Annotated in this window: 12 protein-coding genes; 3 read left to right on the top strand and 9 right to left on the bottom strand. The window is 47.4% G+C overall.

The genetic code is table 11. The features are described from left to right. The first annotated feature begins 19 nt into the window (after nucleotides 1-19). Nucleotides 20-862, top strand: coding sequence for an S-formylglutathione hydrolase (gene fghA, locus ACXAGX_RS00190; protein WP_474835933.1), 843 nt, complete (start codon nucleotides 20-22; stop codon nucleotides 860-862). 60 nt (nucleotides 863-922) lie between these two features. On the opposite strand, the gene ACXAGX_RS00185 is transcribed toward fghA, so the two are convergent. From ACXAGX_RS00185 to ACXAGX_RS00160, 6 genes are all read right to left on the bottom strand, one after another. Beyond that, nucleotides 923-1,420: a hypothetical protein gene (locus ACXAGX_RS00185; protein ID WP_474821570.1), complete on the bottom strand. Its 498-nt coding sequence runs from the start codon at nucleotides 1,418-1,420 to the stop codon at nucleotides 923-925. Nucleotides 1,421-1,422: 2 nt separating this feature from the next. Next, nucleotides 1,423-2,445, bottom strand: a complete 1,023-nt coding sequence (locus ACXAGX_RS00180; protein ID WP_474835932.1) for a LacI family DNA-binding transcriptional regulator — start codon at nucleotides 2,443-2,445, stop codon at nucleotides 1,423-1,425. A gap of 137 nt (nucleotides 2,446-2,582) precedes the next feature. After that, entirely contained in the window at nucleotides 2,583-3,581 is a 999-nt protein-coding gene (locus ACXAGX_RS00175; RefSeq protein ID WP_474835931.1) for a nucleoside hydrolase, read from the bottom strand. Nucleotides 3,582-4,060: 479 nt separating this feature from the next. Further along, nucleotides 4,061-5,479 carry a TolC family protein gene (locus ACXAGX_RS00170; protein WP_474835930.1) on the bottom strand — a complete coding sequence of 473 codons (1,419 nt, stop codon included), beginning with the start codon at nucleotides 5,477-5,479 and terminating at the stop codon, nucleotides 4,061-4,063. A gap of 5 nt (nucleotides 5,480-5,484) precedes the next feature. Continuing rightward, nucleotides 5,485-6,519, bottom strand: a complete 1,035-nt coding sequence (locus ACXAGX_RS00165) for an efflux RND transporter periplasmic adaptor subunit (RefSeq protein WP_474835929.1) — start codon at nucleotides 6,517-6,519, stop codon at nucleotides 5,485-5,487. After that, a complete protein-coding gene (locus ACXAGX_RS00160) occupies nucleotides 6,512-8,191 on the bottom strand; it encodes an ABC transporter transmembrane domain-containing protein (RefSeq protein ID WP_474835928.1) in 1,680 nt (559 codons plus the stop codon). The genes ACXAGX_RS00165 and ACXAGX_RS00160 overlap by 8 nt, the downstream gene beginning before the upstream one ends. Before the next feature lie 334 nt (nucleotides 8,192-8,525). Between ACXAGX_RS00160 and ACXAGX_RS00155 the strand changes: the two genes are divergently transcribed. Further along, on the top strand, nucleotides 8,526-9,569 hold the full coding sequence (locus tag ACXAGX_RS00155; protein WP_474835927.1) for an isopenicillin N synthase family dioxygenase: 1,044 nt from the start codon (nucleotides 8,526-8,528) through the stop codon (nucleotides 9,567-9,569). Between the two features lie 361 nt (nucleotides 9,570-9,930). Beyond that, entirely contained in the window at nucleotides 9,931-11,985 is a 2,055-nt protein-coding gene (locus tag ACXAGX_RS00150) for a sensor domain-containing phosphodiesterase (protein WP_474835926.1), read from the top strand. A 68-nt stretch (nucleotides 11,986-12,053) separates the two neighbouring features. Here ACXAGX_RS00150 and ACXAGX_RS00145 read toward each other — a convergent pair whose 3' ends face one another. The 3 genes from ACXAGX_RS00145 to ACXAGX_RS00135 all read right to left on the bottom strand — a co-directional run bounded on the left by ACXAGX_RS00145 (nucleotide 12,054) and on the right by ACXAGX_RS00135 (nucleotide 17,607). Beyond that, on the bottom strand, nucleotides 12,054-14,096 hold the full coding sequence (locus ACXAGX_RS00145; RefSeq protein WP_474836799.1) for a S9 family peptidase: 2,043 nt from the start codon (nucleotides 14,094-14,096) through the stop codon (nucleotides 12,054-12,056). A gap of 193 nt (nucleotides 14,097-14,289) precedes the next feature. Beyond that, nucleotides 14,290-15,480, bottom strand: a complete 1,191-nt coding sequence (locus ACXAGX_RS00140; protein ID WP_474835925.1) for a PepSY-associated TM helix domain-containing protein — start codon at nucleotides 15,478-15,480, stop codon at nucleotides 14,290-14,292. A 9-nt stretch (nucleotides 15,481-15,489) separates the two neighbouring features. Continuing rightward, nucleotides 15,490-17,607, bottom strand: coding sequence for a TonB-dependent siderophore receptor (locus ACXAGX_RS00135; RefSeq protein WP_474835924.1), 2,118 nt, complete (start codon nucleotides 17,605-17,607; stop codon nucleotides 15,490-15,492). Nucleotides 17,608-17,680: the final 73 nt, after the last annotated feature.

Here is a 17,680-nt window from a genome sequence, read left to right as displayed (position 1 = left end):
CCGCAATATAGAGAAATTTATGCAACTTATTAGTGAGAATCGCGCATTCGGTGGACGTCATTGTCGTTACCGTCACGCAGCAGAAACCACAAACTGCGAAATGACTTTCGCGGTGTATTTACCGCCATTTGCCAGCAAAGAAAACCCAGTGCCTGTGCTGTATTGGTTGTCTGGACTTACCTGCACAGACGAAAACTTTATGCAGAAGGCCGGCGCAATGAAAATGGCGGCAGAACTTGGCATGGCGATTGTCGCGCCCGACACCAGCCCTCGGGGAGAGGGAGTGGCAGACGATGACAATCAGGCTTACGACATGGGCCTTGGGGCAGGTTTCTATGTGAATGCGACACAGGCGCCGTGGAGTTCGCATTACCAGATGTACGATTACATCACTAAAGAGCTGCCTGCACTTGTGGAAGCTAATCTGCCAGTAACCGGTGAAAAAGCCATTAGCGGGCATTCCATGGGCGGCCATGGCGCACTGGTAATTGGTTTACGGAATCCTGAGCAGTATGTATCGGTATCGGCATTTAGCCCGATTTCAAATCCGTCGGATTGCCCGTGGGGTAAGAAAGCCCTTGGTGGTTATCTTGGTAACGATGAATCGACCTGGCGTGAGTATGATGCTTCAGTATTACTGGCGCAGAAGCAGCATTATATTCCGCTGCTGGTAGAGCAGGGCAGAGCGGATCAGTTTCTTGAAGAGCAATTGAAGCCTCAGGCGCTTATAAACGCTGCGCAAAAGAGTGACACGCAACTTACTCTGAATATGCATGAGGGCTACGATCACAGCTATTTCTTCATTGCTTCGTTTATTGACGAACACCTGCAATTTCATGCTAGCCACTTGGGACTTAGCTGATAATACTGCGCTGTCACAGCTTACGTTGTGACAGCGCTTTACACGCCTTCATTTCTCCACTCAAGCCTGTTTGCTAAGTGCAATCCATTCTTTTTCATGACGGCGAATCGCGCGATTAATTGCCCCTGAAGATGACATAAAATGTCGCATGTTCATTTTCTTTACCATAGAAAGCGAATAGTTTAGTGGCAGCCCTGCGGCTTTAAGAAAATCATTGAGAAACGCGGGATGGGATTCATTGTTTGCTTGCATGCCCGCCACAAGCATGTAGGCACTGAGTGCGAGCTGTGCCTTCGCATGACGAAGTTTATAAATACTGAAGCCATTTACCGAGGCAAGCACAGTGATAACCACCATATTTAGTGGCGAAAATACCGTACTCAGTCGAGGGTAGACACTGCGGTAGGGGTCGTATAACGCATCAAAATTCAGTGCTGTGTAGGTAAATATACCAGTGAGTAACAGCACACTGGTTACCATCACCCAACTGGTAATATGTTGATGTCGTTTTCTTCTTTGAAGCGCTGTTTCTAGCTGGCTTTCAGATCGTAATGGCACACTTATTCCGGTAATGGGCCGGTAGAGTTTCGAATCACCAGCTCGGGTAGCGACAGTGGCAGTGCGACTTTCGCTTTATGACGAATGCACTGCTCTATCAGAATGGTAGCGGCATTATAACCCAGTTCTGCAACCGGTTGACTGACAGTCGTCAACGGTGGCCAAAGATTCATCGCAGCGGGGTCATCATCGAAGCCCACCACACTCAAGTCGTAAGGAATGCGCAGTTTAAGTTGGGATGCAATACGATAAACCACTGCAGCAGATGAATCGTTGGCTGTAAAAATGGCGGTGGGTCTGTCGGCTTGACTCAACATCTTTCTACAGGCTTGTTCCAGGGTGGTTTCGCCATAACGAAACTGACACACATGGTTGGCATTCTCTTCGATACCGTGCTTTTCAAGCGCCTCTTTATACCCTTCATAACGCCATTTACCAGCAGCGTGACCCACCAGATAATTCAGGAAGCCTATTTTGCTATGCCCAAGATTGACCAAATGCTCAATTGCTAGCTGAGCGCCTGCCTTTTCGTCGCTGTGAATAGAGATATGACTGTCTTGATTTAGAGAGGCAATTTTTACGATGGGAGTATCGGTTTCTTGCAGCGCTTGGATAACCGATTCGTCTTCACACAACGGAGGCACAACAATGAAACCGTCGACATTAGAGCGTTCAACCATGTGCTTCAGTGCTGCGGAAATCATTTGTGCATCGTAGCCACCTTCAAAAGGGCGTATGAGCAAGTCGTAACCGAGTTTGTCGCAGGCTTTTATGGCTCCGTTAAGAATGAGGCTGCCGTAAAAGTTGCTCGGATAGTCAATGTAAAGCACACCAATCAGGTAAGATTGATTAGTGCGTAAACGTCTGGCGTTCAGATTTGGTACGTAGTCCAGACTTTTGATGGCGGCATTAACGGCATCTTGGGTGGTTTTACGAACACCGGGCTCGTTATTCAATACCCGAGATACGGTTTTCTTCGAAACACCCGCGGCCTTTGCCACGTCGCCAATTGTTGCTTTACTCATTGTTCACTTTCCAATAGCAGGGCAATGGGAGTACACACAACTCCCTCATAAATTATTCTTATTCGTTGCAATTGTAAGCCCAATCGGCTCAAAATTTAATATGTTTGTGTGTAAGTTCATTATTCAGGTGTAGCTGATTATTTCCGCGGTTGCTTGTCTAACTGGTCGAACAGTTGAATTTTGCTGAACATATCTTCCAGGGTAAAGCGAGGGTCAACGAAGGTATAGACGCGAAACGATTTCAATTCATCATGCTGCTCATACTCGAAACTCTCTTTCGCGAATTGTATGCCGCTTTGTTCTCGATAGCCGTATTCGTGTTCATCAAGAAGCACTGTAACGGCCGGGTTATCTCCTAAACTCCAGGATTCGCCCTTAGGCCAATTAATATCGGGGAATCTGGCCGATGCCCAGGCGTTGAACTCGTGCATCTGCTGAACCAGATACTCACCAATTTTTCCGTAGGGCGCAACCTTAACGGTTAGTTCAGCAAGGCTTGTTCGCATAGTGGTATAGACGGCTCGGGGAATTTGCCAGTTGGTTACATTGGATGCAAACACCGCGTTTGCAGCAACGGGGTCGTTGGAAAGGTTGTATTCCCAACCTCCTTTCGGATAATCGCCACCACCAATCCACACCGAAGTGACCTTTTCACCGATTTCTGGTGCTAGCAGCAGCGCGTTAGCCATGTCGGTAAGGGGACCAAAAGAAATGACAAATAGCGGTCGAGGGTCGTCTTTCTTTGCTTCAGTAATAATTGCTCTGGCGGCTTCATTTTCAATCCCATTTGCAGATTCAAGCGCGAGCTCTAAACCTCTGTAAACGGCAATGTCTTCACTAATATCCATCAGCGACAGGATGTGATTGATTTCTTTGAGTCCCGCTTCCATTGAACCTGCCGGCCGACCCATTTGCAGAGATGTGTTCTCAAACTGAGAGGAAATAATGCCTTTGACTTCCAGTTTTGGTGACAACAACGCATGCACGATGGCGAATTGATCATCAGCTTCATTTTTTGCATCTGTCACTACAAATACCCGTACCTTTTTTTCTTCCGGAACAGGGATGGGCAGTAACGAACCATAAGCCTGAAAAGCCAGCAGTAATGGGGCGAGGCTGATTAAAATCTCACGCATTAGTATCTCCATATGGATAAAGACAGAACGGTGCTTTATCTGTCTTTCGATGTCATCTTTCGGGCGAATAATAGTTTAACAACGTTATGTTGGAACTCGCCTCATTGATTGCCAGTGTACTGTACTCTGATACTCGTTAAACCGGTGCATAGGTCTTTTTATGACACAAGCGCATGCTAAATAGCAAACGCTTTCGTTAAAAAAATGTTACGCTTGTGTTGACATCGATATCTTATTTGCGGATATTTTTACTATAGCCCAGTGCAGAACGCATGAACTCGTCATTTCCGGGGAGTAAAAAGGTGGTGCGCTGTTAAGACGCATTTAGTCTGGTGTCGGTTTATCCCTTAACTAACCCGATGTGGCTGAATAGTGCTGTGATTCAGCACGCAGGAAATGCTGGGTACCCTCGGCATTTCTGTATCGTTGGCAGTGCCCGTCAACGATACGAGGAAGCCACCCTTCGGGGTGGCTGCTTTTTACATGTCTGCAATGAGAGAGGGGTCGGCAAGTAAACCCGTTTGAAAATATACCGCTAACACCACCCGCATGATTTCTATTTCTGCTTTTACCGCATCTAATCTGGCGGAAATTGCTTGGGATTCCCGGCTATTGAGTAGGAACAAGTCGCTGTCGCCCATTTCAAATCGCTTCCGCTCCTGGCTAAACAGCGCTTCGCTTAGTGCTGCCTGCTTTTGTTGCAGAACCAACATATTCTGACCATATTGCAGGGCTTGCAAGCCAACGGCCATATCGCGCTTGAGAGCATCTTCTGTCGCTTGAATAACTGCATCAATTTCGCGAAGTTTTAATGACGCTTTGCTGGCTTCAGCTTTTGCCTGTCGGCGGCCTAAAGGCATGGAGAACTGCAATCCCACTTTGCTTTCTGTGCCAGTGAGATTTTCTGGGCCGTTGCCGATGTCTCGCGCTATTTTTGCTTCGATATCCAAGGTAGGCAGAAGCGCATTTTCTGCCAGCCGGTATTTGTTTTTGGCCAGTTGCCACTCTGCGCGCAGGCTCTGTAGCGCCGGATGTCGCGGAATAAGACCATTTAACGATGCTGGGTTAACGCTTCCCGCTTGCCACGGCCAAGCAATCGCATCTGGCACTTCATTCAGCTGCGCGCTGTTTATGGGCTGAAATTGATTGTCGCGATAGTAGTAAGCTAATTTCTCTCTGGCTTGAGCGGCTTTGCGGCTGGCTGCCTGTAACGCCAATTCACGCTGCATTACCGTTACTTCAAATTCTGTTTGGGTAATGCGGGCTAGATCGCCTTCTCGCACCCGAGTATCGATGGCGTTACCGCGACGTTTCGTGGTTTGAACCAGCGCAGCATAAATTTGTTCATTAAGGTGACTTTCGTACCAGTCCAAATATGCGGAAAGGCCGTTGTACACGAGTTCGTTGAGTGCCAATGCCGCTTCTGCATCCCACTGAGCAAGCCCTACTTTGGCATCTTCTATCGCCATACGTTTTTTATCGGTTTCCCGGTTTTTCAATAACGACATTGCAAAACCAATATTTACCTCACCACCGGATAAGGTTTCATATTCGCGCTCGTAATAAGGAAAATCGCCGTTACCAATGCGGTATTCTGCTTTGAACTTAGCGTTTGCAGTACCAAGTGGGTTCACTACCCGTTGAGACAAGTAATCGCCGCTGTAATAGCCGCTGGTGCGAAGCGCCGTGTCTTGTTCCAGTTGAATATCGAAAGCGGCTTCAGCGTAAGCCATATCCTGCAGACGCTGACCATTTTTGGCCTCTAATTCCAGCAATTTTGGGTGGTTGGTTAAGATCGACTGCAATACCTTTTCGGCGGTAACTGGCTCATTTGCCAACACACCGTGACTGATCAAAAATACTGAAAGCCCAATTAATAGAGAGAAGCACTTACTCATCGTTACTACTTTGTCACTGTTTGTTCGGTGCCGGTTCGCACGTTTTCCGGCGGGAAATTATTAAGTTGTCGCCACAGCTCATAACCTAAGCTGACTTCCTCTAACAAGATCCAGGCGTTTACCCGGCTGTCGAGACGAGCAAAGGTTTCACTAGGCCAAGGCTTACTGCCAGATTCAGGTTTAATCCAGACATTAAATAAGCCGTTCGGGTCGGCAACGGGTTCAACAATGGCCACTCGACCGCCAAAGGTACCAATTGACGTTCCCGGCCAACCGCTAAACTGAAATATCGGCCAGCCTTCAAATTGTAGTCTTACCCGGCGGCCTTCTGTTACTAGCGGCGCGTTAAGGCCATTTACTTTCACCCGAACCATGCGTTCTACGCCATCGGGAATGAAGTAGCCAAGCACTGCGCCAGAGCTTACAAGGGTAGATACACCACCTGAATGTAAGCGGGTGACTGTGCCATCTTGAGGTGCATATTTAGTTTGTGTTGATTGTCTGGCAAGGGATGAGTTGATGGAGTTTAGATCTTGTTCCGACTGTGCTGCGGCAGCAAGACGCTCCTGTAGCGTATTTTCAGTCACTTCAATATCGCGCATGGAAACCAGTCCTTCCGCATGCAAGCGCTTTTGTCTTGCAAGGTTAGCCTTGGCGTTCTCTACGGCCATCAAATCGGCTTCTAACTCCAGTTCTGCTGCTTTAACCTGAGCCTGTAAGCGTTCAACCAGCGCTTTGTCAGTATCAACCAGCGTTACAATCGGGTCGCCTTCTTTTACCTTTTGTCCTTCGCGAACATGCCAGGTTTTAATTTGGCCTGGAACCAACGCGGAGATAGGCTGCGCCCGATCGGCAGGGTTCAGAGTACTGATAACGCCGGTGCCGTAAGCGGTTTGTTGCCATGGCGCAAAATAGAGGATTGCGGCAGCAACAAGCACGATGAGGAACAATGACCAAGCTACCTTCTTGTACCAGGTGGGCACCTGCTGCGCCTGTAATGTCGACATCTTGCTCATAAAGAGATGCTGATCGTTACTCATGGCTATCTCCTAGGCCTGATTCCGGAAGATGGGTCATCAGCGATGAGTCTTCAGACAGCACAACGGTGCCGTCGAATACGGTTCTGTCTGGATTACTGGTGAAATAAAGCACCGTAACCGGCAAGGTATCAAGGTAGCGCAGGATAATCCCGCGAATGGCTTCAGGAATGGCATCAAAATGCTGATTTAACACAATCACACCCGGTTTAGACAGTATGGCTGCAGCAGTTTTTAATAATAAAAACTCCATCGGCTGCAAAGGATGACCAAGCTGAGAAAGCTGCGTTTGCAACCCGTCCTCGAGCCGTTTTAATGTACTTTGCAATTGAAGGTGCCTGAACACTTCATAAATTTCTTTTTCACTTATGTCGCTGGCATCTAGCCGCAAATATTCCAGAATTGAACATTCAATAATAAGTGAACGATCAACCATCGCGATGGCCTGTCGCAAATCACTGGTTTGATAATCGGAGAGAGAAAGACCACCCAACTCAATCCATCCCGTATCAGGTGATTCATAGCGTTTCAGCACAGTCATCAATTTACGTTGCTGCCACGCCTGTGAGGTAATGACGAAGTATTTACCATTTTCTTTCAGCGCCATATCCAGCACTACCGATTCATCGGCTTGTGTTAACACGGTTTGCTGAAAGCTCAGTGCATTGTGACCATTCAATTTCTGGCCTGAAGAATGTACTTCTTCTTGCGGCAAACTTAGTACCGCATTCAATTTTTCAGCGGCGCCATACAATTCGTAATACAGATTCAAATACACACTGAAACGGGAAATACCAAGAAAGACTGCCGACATAATGAGCTCGGCGGCAACCAGTTGGCCCACCGATAATTGCTCCTGAACCACCAGAATGCCGCCTAAACCAAGCAGTGCTGAACTTGCTAGCGCATAGATAATGAGGAACAGCACGGTTTGTGAAAAGGTAAAGGTAAAGTGGTCGGAATGGCAGCTCACATACCGGCTAATCACAGATTCAGTTTTATCGGCGGCATGTTCAATGTGGCGTCTGGATTTGAAAAACACATGGGCAGAAGAAATATCACTCAGCCATTTCGCTGTGGCGTATTTAGAGTCGGATAAGTCGATAGCCGTGGTCTTTGCTTGCGTGCTCAAGGTGCGCCAGATGAGGTACATCATGATTACAATGATCACGTTAAAGGCGAATAAAAACGGGTGATAAAACGAAACCAGTGTTAAACCCACCAGCATTTGTAAGAGTAATGCAAAGCCATCGACCATCAAAGAAGGCATATTTTTTTGAAAGGTCATCACTTCAAAATAACGGTGTGTGATGGTGGTGTTTTTCCGCCCCTCAAAGAACTGATGCGGAGCCTGAATGGTTTTTAACACTAAATCAGCCGTTAACCGGCTGTAAATACGGCGCTCGTAGTATTCCATAACCCGGGTACGAAGGGCGCTGAACAACCCGTAAAGCAAAAGCGTGCAAAACAAGATACCACTGATAACCAGTACTGCACTGATAGAGGCTGTGTACACCACAGTGTTGATTAATGTTTGAACCGCAAACGGAACGGCCAGGGTGAGCAAGCCGATCATCAGGCCGTAGCCAATAGCCAATTGGAAAAAACCTGCTTCAGGGCGCAGGATATCAAACAGAAGTGTTTTTGTTCTGCGTAAATCTTTTGTGGCTGCCATGAATCTCTCTGAAAAAGCGGGGTAACTGCTGTAATTTAAATTTACCTAACCCGGGTATGTCATACAAGCAGCAGTCGGTTTCTTGTTTGAAACCAGTATACGATTAAAAAGGCAAAATTGATCGCAGAAAAATACGCTTTTACCGATTACCAAAGTACAAGAATTTCGTTACTGAACGGGTTTTCTGTTTTTAACAATCAAAACATAACATTTCTCGTATTTTCAGTTCTTCTAGCTTGTGTTTTTATTGATGTCAGCGGTGTGCGAAATGGCTTAGCTTCTTCGAGAGGAGGCGCTGCTTGCACCCACAACAATAAAATATGTTGAGGAATTTATGACATCGAACACCTTTACTGAAATACCGGTAATTAATATTGAAGGCTTATTTAATGATGCTATTGAAGCGCGCTTAAAAGTTGCCGAAGACATGGGTAAAGCCGCCAGGGATGTTGGCTTTTTGTACGTTGTCGGACACGGCATTCCAGCGAAAAAGATTGCAGCGCTGCGTGATGCGGCGAAACGCTTCTTTGCACAGTCTGAAGCTGAAAAGATGAAGTACTACATTGGTAGTTCAGCAACGCATAAAGGTTTCGTGCCAGAAGGCGAAGAAATTTACGGCACCGGGAAGCCAGACAAAAAAGAAGCCTATGATGTTGGATTTCCCGCACCTGACGATCATCCTTTGGTACAAGCAAACACGCCGCTTATTGGGCAGAACGAATGGCCTGAGCTAGAGAATTTTAAAACGCCAGTATTAGATTATTACGAAACGCTTTTTGCTCTGGGTAAAACGTTATTTTCAGGGTTTGCACTTGCGCTAGGCCTACCGGAAGATCACTTCGATTCCATGATTTCCTGTCCGCCATCAAAGCTACGCTTAATCCACTACCCTTTCGATGAAAATGCGGAGGACCGCCCGGGCATTGGTGCGCATACAGACTATGAATGTTTTACCATGCTTCTTGCTGATCAGCCTGGCCTGGAAGTTATGAACGATAATGGAGAATGGATAGATGCGCCGCCGATGAAAAACGGTGACGAAGAGGCATTTGTTATCAATATCGGCGATATGCTGGAAGTGTTGACTGCTGGGAAATTTGTGGCGACTTCCCACAGAGTAAGAAAGGTGGCCCAAGAGCGCTATTCCTTTCCACTGTTCTTTGCATGTGATTACCACACATTAATTCGTCCATTGGAACAGTTTGACGATGGCAGCACGGAGTATAAAACATTGAGTATTGGTGAGCATATGTACAGCCAAGCGCTGCAAACCTATCGATACTTGCGGGAAAAAGTGGCAAAAGGCGAAGCATCTCTCCCCGAACGTGCAACCGGTGTTGCTACTTTTGGTCATCTTAAAAATAATAAACCAATCTAGTTAGTCTCTTCTCCAAACGCAGCGCAACACCTCGGTAAGTTTGCCGATGTGTTGCCGTTGTCCAGTCATTCTTACGCCTGTTGCAAAAAAGCAACGAAACGGGCTTTTCAGGCTTTCGTTTGGTCATTCACCGGCGATTTTATCAAGGTAATCGATGTGTCCTTTTTACTCATGTAAAAGCTTGATACAGGTCAACTAATAACAAATCGCTTATGCTATCGTGCGCGACTTTTATCGTTATAAATGAAACACATCCGACGAGTGCTTTAAAGGATTAGGCCTTGTTGAATGACATTTTTATCTGCGCGAGTATTGTGTCAAATCTCGCCACAAATCTCTCTACGGAATGATTCTTTAACCCATGCATGATTTAACTTCCAAGCTTCGTCGATTTTCAGAATATGTAGGCCAAACCCGTGGGCAAGCGTATTTCAATCACATCGTTTTGGGCTTGGCCGAAATTTGTGAATGCGATTACATCATGGTGGGCGAAGTTCACAATGAAATGAACACCTGTTCAACGCTGGCAGTTTGCGATAGCGGCATTATTCAACCAGACATGACTTATTCGCTGGCAGATACACCTTGCCATCTCGTGTCTCGTGATCAGATATGCTGTTTTCCCGCCAATGTGCAGGGCATGTTCCCAAAAGATCAAATGGTTATCGACTATGGCGCTGAAAGTTATATCGGTGTGCCCTTGCACAGTTCCCAGGGGGAGGTACTGGGCATTATTGTAGCCCTAAACAAAACGCCCATCGATGACATTGATGAAATTGTGCTGCTGTTTGAAATGGCAGCCTATCGAGTGGCGGCAGAATTAGAACGGCGTATTCAAGACCGATCGCTGGATATGTTGTCATCGATATTCCGCTATTCTTCAGAAGCCATGATTGTCACCGACGCAGCGCACAAAATCGTGGAAGTGAATGATGCCTTTTGCGAAATGTTTGGCTATTCCCGTGAACAGGCATTGGGTAAGAACCCTTCGCTCATCTCAAGTGGTGAGCATGATGCCGGTTTTTTCCAGGCTTTCTGGGAGCAAGTGACCACCCGGGGTAACTGGCGTGGCGAAATTAAAAACCGTCATGCCGACGGGCGGATTCTTGAGCAATGGTCGTCGGTAAACCAGGTTAAAGACGAGAGCGGTAGAACCCATCATTACACTGCCATATATACCGACTTAACCGAGTTAAAGAAAACGCAGGCTGAGAATCTTTACCTTGCCAGCACCGACCAACTGAGCGGCCTGTCGAATAAAGCCTTGCTAGCAAAAGAACTGGCCAGAGGCGGCAAGAAATGGATGTTGGCCATTCGACTTGATGGCCTGCGTTATTTCAATGAAGCGTATGGGTTCGATGCGTGCGACGGTTTGATAAGAGAAACGGCCAGTCAGATCATGAAGCTAGTCGAGGCCGATTGCTACGTGGGTATTGATGCTGGAAAGTTTGTGTTGCTCTTTAATCAGCCCACCGATCTGGTAGAAATTGCCCGGGCGCTTCATCAACATTTTTCGTTTTCTCAGGTAACGGCGGGGGACGTGAGTGTTTATATTTCATTGTCTTTTGGGGGTTGTATAGGGGATGCTGATTTACTGCGTTTGTCTTCTTCGGCACTCAGACAAAGCCAAGCCCAAGGCAAATTCAGTTGTGTGGTACTGGAGCAGGAGTGCGGACAACGGGTTGCTTCACAGCGGCATGTTTTTGTCGAGGCAAACAACCTTATTCATACTGCACTGAATAACGAGCTGCTGGTACCGTTCTTCCAGGGAATACGCAACAACCACAATGGCCGTATCACCCACTTTGAGGCCCTCGCGCGCATCATTCATGACGGCAAGGTCATTTCGCCTTATAGCTTTATTGAAGCGGCGCAGGTTGCCGGGATGTTACCCTTAATCACTCAACAAATAGCCCGTCAAGCGTTCAGAATAATGAGCAAAAAGGACTATATCTTCTCGGTGAATATCACTGAGCATGATTTAAATGGGCAGTACCTTTCCAATTTTCTTAATGAGCTTTGTAATACCTACAGTGTGACACCCGAACGCGTTATTCTTGAAGTGCTCGAAGGGATCAGTAGCTCAAGCAAGAACAACCATCTCAAGCAATTGCGTGATTTAAAACGCATTGGTTTTAAGTTGGCCATCGATGATTTTGGCACCGAGTATTCTAACTTTGAACGCATTTTGGAGTTGGAGATCGATTATCTGAAAATTGATGCCCGCTATATCAAACAAATCGATACCGACAGTAAAAGCTATGAAATCGTGAAAGCGTTTGCATATTTCTGCAAAAACAGTGGTATTAAATCAATTGCCGAGTTTGTGCATTCGCAGGCAGTGCAGGACAAACTGCTGGAACTGGGAATTGATTACAGCCAAGGCTTCTTGTTTTCTGAGCCACAGCCACTTTGAAAAATATAAAAAACAGCCCGGCTTTTGCCGGGCTGATGCATTTCAGAGCGAAATTATCTGACAGCTAGTTATTCTGCTTTGGTACGGTATTTTTCAAACCACGCCATAATGTTGCCTACTTTCTGAATGAGACGAGAAGGCTTTGAGGCAATGCCGTGTGAAGCACCCGGAATGCGCACCATGGCGGCATCCACCCCTTGCAGGCGTAGCGCTTGATAAAACTGTTCCGATTCACTAATCGGCGTACGGTAATCAGACTCGCCGGTAAGCAGCATGGTGGGTGTTTTTACATTGCCTACTAGAGACAGCGGTGAATGTGCCCACAGGTGGTCGAATGCTTCCCAGGGTTTGCCCGGCATCCAGTATTCGGTGAAGTAAGGATACGCATCGGCAGTCAGGCCAAAGCTAATCCAATTGATTACGGGTTTTGCTACCACTGCCGCTGCAAAACGGTTTGTTTTTCCTACCGACCAAGCCGTTAACACGCCTCCACCAGAGCCGCCCGTAATGAACAGATTTTTCTCGTCAATAAAGCCTTTGCCAATCGCGGTATCAACCACATCCATCAGATCGTTGTAATCTTCTGACGGATAGTTATGGTGAATGAGATTGCCGAAGTCGGCGCCATAGGATGAACTGCCGCGAGGGTTAGACCATACCACTACATAGCCCTGTGCCGCCATCAGCTGTATTTCCATGGCAAAGTGGGGGCCATATGCCGCGTGAGGCCCGCCGTGAATTTCCAGAATTAACGGGTAGGATTTGGCTTTGTCAAAGTTCGGCGGTAGCGCAATCCAGGCATCAATGTCGCGACCATCAACAGACGATTTAACTGGCATTGTTTCTACACTCGCCAGTTTAAGGTGCGCTAGTGCATCACTGTTAAGATCTGTGAGAGTAAACGTTCCACGTTTTGTGATGACAGCAATGTCGGCAGGGCTCAGTGGATCGTCGGTGGTAAATGCGATGGTACCATTATCTGCAACCGCGAACTGACCAGAGGTATAGGGGCGGCCCAGAGACTGCCCGCCAAGCGTTGCTTTAAGCGTTGTTATCTTGCCTTTTAGGTTTACTTCAGCCAACCGCGTTTGACCATGGTCGAGGTATGAAAATACCAACCCGTCACTGTTACTGTTCCATTCAAACTGCTGCACCGACCGATCCAACGACGAAGTAAGGCGCGTGACTTTGCCTGACTTCAGTTCCAACACGGTAATGTCGCCGTTCTGATAACTCATTTTATTATCTTCAACCTGGTTAAACGCCAGGTATTTTCCGTTTGGACTTAATGTGGGCGACGACTCAGGGCCAGGCAACGAGGTTACAGCAGTGACGTCTGTTGAGCTTATATCTACTGAGAATATGTCGCTGGTTAGCGGCTCTAGCGAGTAATCTGTATTGCGGTTGGCCGAGAAAAAGATGCGCTTATCATCGGCGCTGAAGGCGAGTTTACCGCCATTTGGAAAGGCCCCAGTTGTTAGTTGACGAGGCGTGCCGCCGGATACCGGTAAGATATAAATCTGGTTAAAGCCAGACGGCAAATAGCCGCGACCGTCTGAGCGATAGCTGGTGGTATCAATGACTTTGGCGGTTTCGGCCCATTCTGCGCCTTTAGGCTTTTTCGGCATGCCAGTGAAAAGCGGCTTGTCGAGGGTCGGGGTGAATAAGGTAAACGCCACATGCTTACCATCGTGAGACCATGTCAGATTACCGGGCATAAATTCAACCGTCGTTAGCTTGGCGATTTGGCCGGTGTCTTGATAGCGTACGTAAATTTGGTTACTGCCACCTTCGTCCGAAACGTAAGCCAACATATTGCCGTCGGGTGACGGTGTGGCAGAACGCACGTTGGCATTGTTGGCCAGCACCGGACGATGGCGTTTTCCGTCTACAGACGCCTGCCACAATGTGCTGTGCGTTCGGTCTTTCATGATATCCATAGAACGACGTTCGTAGAAAACGGTGTTGCCGTCGTGACTGAAAAACGGTGACGAAGCATATTCGAGGTTAAAAGTATCTTCGTATTGCAAGGTATCCGGTAGCGCTTCAGCGCAGGCCGCAGTGGACAAAAGGGCGGTGATGCTGGCGAGAAGCAAGTTCCTGCCAGGCATTTGGGGTTTTTCTCTGTCGGACAAACGTTGGGTGAAATGCATGTTCATTTCCTTTTATTGTTATCGTTATGATTTTTATTATGGAGTCTTTTTTATTGGTGCGTGTTTATCCTAGCGGATGCTCAATGCTGGGGGGAAGTCGCTTGCCGTACAAATCGAATAAATCGTCTCTATTGTTTTTCACACAAGACATTCAGGCAAGCAATGTTTCGAGTGTCAATGCTAAACATATCAGTAGCAATACGGCACTGAGTAAGCCTGTTTTTTTGGTGCCTTGAAAGCCGATGCCAATCACTGAAAGTAACCCAGGCGTTTCATTGCGTCGCCATTTTGTTACCCGGTGGGCGTAAATAATGGTTCCGGTAACCGATAGGCTGGTTAGCAATAAGCCAAAGAAAAAATACAGCGTTTTGCTCCAATAACCGCCCCAAACACCAAAATGTAACGGGTCAGCAGCTTCAGAGATCCTAACGTGAAATGACAGATCGCTGGCGATGCGCTGGGAAAGCAAATTACCAGATTCGGGGTCGAATACCATGTTATCTGCACGGTTACGCACTAACATTGTGCTTGATTGGCCTTCAACGCGGACAGGTTGGCCTGCTTTGATGGGGAAAAAGACCGATTTTATCTCCAGCTCGGGTCGCTGGCGCTGCACTGTAGTAATGAGCTTGTCGAAGATTTCTGGAGAAACACGAACAGGATGATGCTTGGCGTGTTCGCTAATAACGCTGCCATCTTTCGGATAGGTCGCGCCCAAACCGTATTTTTCAGCAAAATACCAAATGCCGGTAATGCTAATTACCACAAGTAGCCAACTGCTCCATAACCCGCTTAAGCGATGGAAATCTCCCCAGAATACCCGTGAATTTTGCTTTCGGGGTAATTTCCAAAGCCCTTTCCACCATTTGGGGTGTAGGATCAAACCTGAAACGAGCGAGAGCAAAAGCGGAAATGCGGTAAGGCTAACAATAGGTAAACCAATATTCAGCGGCATCATTAAATGACGGTGAATTCGTCGTAACAGAGTTTGCCAGTTGAACCAGGTGCCATTCCCGGTATGCGCATAAGTAACCGGGTCGATATAGGCGTGATAGCGCTGGTTATTTTCATCATACAGCAGCGTATCGGCGGCAAAGCCATCATGTAGCGGTGCTGCTAGTTGATAAATGCGGTTACCGTCAGAAGATGAGAGGGCAGCGCGGTAGTACTGAGGCCAGTTTAGTGGCGTGTTCGATGGTTGTGCCCGAACGGCCGGATTAGTCAGCCAGTCAAGCTCGTGTGACATCACAGCCAAGGTGCCGGTTAGCATTATGAAACACAACAGCACAGCCAGCGGAAGACCCGCCAGGCTGTGCCATCGATACCAGCGCTGTTTATTCATTTATAAGATTTAGAAGTCATAGCTTAGCTGAACAACCACCTCACGAGGCTCGCCAGGAAAGTGCCCGTTACGCTCACTGAATCCGCTTACTGCATATACTTTATCAAACAGGTTTTTAACGTTAACACTTAGCAGTAGGTTGTCCCAACGTGTGGTCCAGCTGGCATCAAAAATGGTGAATGGTTTTACCCGCTGACCGTTAAGGCTAACTTGTTCACTCACGTAGTCTACGCCCATGGCAAATGCTGAGTCGATAACCGCAATATTATATCGCGCCCAGAATCCGGCTTGATGGCGAGGGGTGTTAGCAAAGCGACGGCCATCAAAAGTATTTCGGGTCGCGCCTTCCTCTAAAAGGGTATCGTTGTAGGCGTAGTTAGCCGTAATACTGATATTGTCGGTAATGTCGCCTACCAGGGTAAATTCTGCACCTTGGCTTTCTACCAAGCCGAAGTTGATAAGGGCGGGTTCAATATCGTTGTTTTCACCGTCGATAAAGTCCGGGTTGTTGATAACCAGATTTTCTTTATCAATTTGATAGATGGCGGCGGTGGTCATGATGCTGCCATTTAACCAGGATTGTTTCAGACCCAGCTCAACCTGGTTACCGGTTTCTGGTGAAAGCGGATCGGCGACAGACTCTTCATACTGAGAAGGATCTACCGGGTTAAAGCTCTCAGAATAATTCAGGTAAACCGTTGTTTCGTCTGTTGGCGTGTAAATGAGTCCTGCTCTCGGTGTAACATCACTGTCGTTGTAGGCCGTGTCGGTATCCATGCTTTGTTCATCGAAGTAATCAAACCGTGCGCCTAACATGAGTGCCCAGTTTTCGCTGAACTGCATTTTATCCTGAACGTAAAAACTGGCCCGCTGACGCTCCAATCCATCTCGATTCATGTCTGTCAGGTTGTAAGTCGTTGGGTCTGTTTCGCCATAGTTCAGGGTAAAAATGTTGAGATTCGCCACACCATCTGCTTCGTAGCGAGCGCGGAAATAGTCGTAGTCGGTTTTAACATGTTGCCAATCGCCACCGAACAGAAGTTGGTGCGCAATACCTGCAGCCTCAAAGTCATAAACAAAATCCAGGGTAAGGCTTAGTTCGTCGTTTGCACGAAGCTGTTTGCGATACTCCCGACGAATCGTCTCGTCATTGATGTCAGCAACGCCATCGCCATTAACGTCAATCCAGCTTCTGGACTCGTGATATCCCTGATTTCGTTCGTTATCTAAATACCGCAAGGTACCATTGAAAGTGAAGCTATCGCTAAAGTCGTGCTTAAGATTGGCTTGCAATACCAGTGCTTCAAGATCCTGATAATCCCCTTTTTCATTGGCGTTATAACTGCGGTCGACCAAAAAATTACCATCATCATCTACCGGAACGCCGCGAAGACGATTGCCGCCCAGGTTCTGCACAATGTAGTCGTAGGTGGTGGTCAATTCTGTATTATTCCCCAATACAAACAGGGCGCCGCCAGCCAGCTCAATGTTTTCTGAATCGGCATTATTACGGAAGCTGTCTTGAGTCTCGTAAAAAGCGCCAAAGCGATAGGCAACAGATTCGTTAACGGCACCAGTGAATTCTGTGGATGCTCCTGCCAGCGAGAAGTTTCCGCCAGTTACCGTAACATTGCGGTATTCGCTGAACGAAGGCTTACGGCTAACATAGTTGATCATTCCGCCTGGCTCGCCACCGCCGTAAAGCGCTGCAGCCGGGCCTTTAAGTACTTCCACACGCTCAACATTAAACAATTGCGGTACGCTGAAACCAGAGAAGGGGTCGCCACGTACGCCGTCGTAAAACACATTGGCATCATCGCGGAATCCCCGAAAGGTAACACCTGAGTAACTGAATTCACTGACCCCCGCAATTGAGCGGTACATGTCAGTGATGTCGCGAGCAGCCTGGTCGGCAATGAGTTGGCGTGTGAGTACCTGTACAGACAAAGGGATTTCCATGATGTCAGCATCGGTTTTGGTACCAATGCGAGTCTGGCTATCTAGATAGAATTGCTGGGCACGACCCGTTACTTCAATTTTTTCAACGTCATCTGTGGATGAGGCTGTAGCGTGAAAAGTGCAGACAAGGGCGCTGAGTACGGCTACCGACAAGGAAGAGTATTTCATGAGAGTCCTAAGTGGGGATAATTTAATCTAAATAATAATGGTTTTCATTTTTATTTGCGGGAGTGTACAGGGA

Source organism: Alteromonas sp. ABV4_515, from assembly GCF_056160345.1.
The sequence above is the reverse complement of the archived record's forward strand: the minus strand, read 5'-3'. Positions and strand labels throughout refer to the sequence as shown.

What these genes read in the sequence shown, in the direction of transcription:
- fghA (WP_474835933.1), top strand. Translation starts at nt 20, where the DNA reads ATGCAACTTATTAGTGAGAATCGCGCATTCGGTGGACGTCATTGTCGT.
- ACXAGX_RS00180 (WP_474835932.1), bottom strand. Translation starts at nt 2,445, where the DNA reads ATGAGTAAAGCAACAATTGGCGACGTGGCAAAGGCCGCGGGTGTTTCG.
- ACXAGX_RS00175 (WP_474835931.1), bottom strand. Translation starts at nt 3,581, where the DNA reads ATGCGTGAGATTTTAATCAGCCTCGCCCCATTACTGCTGGCTTTTCAG.
- ACXAGX_RS00170 (WP_474835930.1), bottom strand. Translation starts at nt 5,479, where the DNA reads ATGAGTAAGTGCTTCTCTCTATTAATTGGGCTTTCAGTATTTTTGATC.
- ACXAGX_RS00165 (WP_474835929.1), bottom strand. Translation starts at nt 6,519, where the DNA reads ATGAGTAACGATCAGCATCTCTTTATGAGCAAGATGTCGACATTACAG.
- ACXAGX_RS00160 (WP_474835928.1), bottom strand. Translation starts at nt 8,191, where the DNA reads ATGGCAGCCACAAAAGATTTACGCAGAACAAAAACACTTCTGTTTGAT.
- ACXAGX_RS00155 (WP_474835927.1), top strand. Translation starts at nt 8,526, where the DNA reads ATGACATCGAACACCTTTACTGAAATACCGGTAATTAATATTGAAGGC.
- ACXAGX_RS00150 (WP_474835926.1), top strand. Translation starts at nt 9,931, where the DNA reads ATGCATGATTTAACTTCCAAGCTTCGTCGATTTTCAGAATATGTAGGC.
- ACXAGX_RS00145 (WP_474836799.1), bottom strand. Translation starts at nt 14,096, where the DNA reads ATGCCTGGCAGGAACTTGCTTCTCGCCAGCATCACCGCCCTTTTGTCC.
- ACXAGX_RS00140 (WP_474835925.1), bottom strand. Translation starts at nt 15,480, where the DNA reads ATGAATAAACAGCGCTGGTATCGATGGCACAGCCTGGCGGGTCTTCCG.
- ACXAGX_RS00135 (WP_474835924.1), bottom strand. Translation starts at nt 17,607, where the DNA reads ATGAAATACTCTTCCTTGTCGGTAGCCGTACTCAGCGCCCTTGTCTGC.